Genomic DNA, 1,681 nt, shown 5'->3' with positions numbered 1-1,681 from the left:
CCTTGTTCCACCGACGTGGCCTGAAATGGATCTTCTGATGGGTTTTTGAGCGGGTTCCGGGTCGGTGTCTGTGCCTGGGCAGGTGGTATCCGCTGGTCTGCCCAGCTTTTCCACGGTTCGGTTCCGGTCGGGCCCTGGCGGGCGGGGTGGGCAGGGGCTGTCAGCCGGGTTCGGGCGGGGCATGGACGGTGTCGAAGAGGTGTGTCCAGGCGTGCTGCCAGCGCCAGTTGTGCGGGAGGTGCAGGGTGATGCGCCGGGCGGAGCGAGCGAGGCGGGCCGGGACGTGGATCAGGTGGGCGCGAAGGGTGGCGGTGGTGGCCTTGGCGTGGAAGGCGGAGGTCAGGGCGCCGGTGGCCCGCAGCAGGTTGTAGGCCATGGCCCACAGGGTCAGCCAGGCCGCGTTGGCGTTGAAATGCCCTGAGGGCAGGTGGGCCAGGGCGGAGGCTTTGCTGTCGGCGATGACCTGTTCGACGACGGCGTGGTGGCGGTGTTCCCGCTCGGCCCGGAGCATCGGAGCGGGGTTGTCGGTGAAGAACGGGTGGTAGCGCCAGACCGGGAACAGTTCGCCCTGCTCGCCCACGACGGCCGGTTTGGCCAGGTCACGGACCCGGCGCACGATCAACCGGGCGGTGACCCGCTCGCTCTTCTTCCGGCCGGCGAACGCGGTGTAGGCGGGTATCTCGGCGACCTCGGCATCCGAGATGAGCTCTCCTGTGTCCGGGTCGGGCATCGCGGTCGGGTACGTGATCTGCTGCCATGCCCTGCCCGGGATGCTGAGGACGGCCCGCTTGATGGAAGGGTTCATACCGGTCGTGATCGAGAAGTGGGCGCCGGCCCGGCGGCAGGCGGCGATCACCCCGGCGTTGTAGAACTGGGAGTCCGCCCGCAGGATGCGGGTGCCAGTGCACCCGGCCTCCGCGGCGGTAGTCAGAGCTTCGCTGACGAACTTCGGGGCGCCGCGGGAATCGGCTGCCTTGCCGCGGCGCATCCGCACCCCGGCGATCACCGGCCGGGACTGTGGAGTGCAGACCGTGGCCAGCAACGGGTGGAGGGTGCGGATGCCTTTGAACCGGCCGTACTCGGCACCCTGCTTGGTCCGGCCGTAGACGCGTTTGTGGGTGGAGTCGACATCGATGAACGCCATCTGATCGGCCCCGGGCAGCAGCGGGGTATGCGCGGCCAGCGCACCCAGGAACCTCCTGTGCACGGCGTGGAGTTGGAGGGCATGGCCGTGGGTGAACGCGCGCAGGAAAGTGCCGAGTGTGGAGGGCGCACGGATACCTGCGAACATGGCCGGCATCGCACCGTGCCGCAGGACGTCGAGGTCGTCGATGCTATCCGCACCCGCGACCATCCCGGCCACGATGCTGGTGACCTTCGCGTCCGCCGCCGCACCCGCGCCGTTCGTCACCCTGGTCAACTTGACCTTCTCCGTCACCAGTCGCGGCAGACCACACCGCTCGGCCAGCCGCATCACCGGGACCAGCCCAGCCTGCGCGATCAGATTCGGGTCATCGAACGCAGCGGAGACCGCCGCCGACGTATGGGAAACTTGCATCTCGGAAGTGCCTTGCTGATTGTGCGTGGTGGAAGCGTGAAGAACTCCCATCATCGCAGGTCACAAGGCACTTCTTCATTTTCCCAAGCGTCATCCACAGGCATCGGTCGGTGGATCGAGGCT

At 67.9% G+C, this 1,681-nt stretch carries 1 protein-coding gene; it reads right to left on the bottom strand.

Annotation, left to right across the window (positions count from 1 at the left end; all coding sequences use genetic code 11):
• Positions 1-160: 160 nt before the first annotated feature.
• Complete coding sequence (locus tag AB0M27_RS47665; RefSeq protein ID WP_365732443.1) at positions 161-1,558, bottom strand: IS1380 family transposase; 1,398 nt, start codon at positions 1,556-1,558, stop codon at positions 161-163.
• Positions 1,559-1,681 lie beyond the last annotated feature (123 nt).

Source organism: Streptomyces sp. NPDC052107 (genome assembly GCF_040680215.1).
GTDB lineage: Bacteria > Actinomycetota > Actinomycetes > Streptomycetales > Streptomycetaceae > Streptomyces.
The sequence above is the reverse complement of the archived record's forward strand: the minus strand, read 5'-3'. Positions and strand labels throughout refer to the sequence as shown.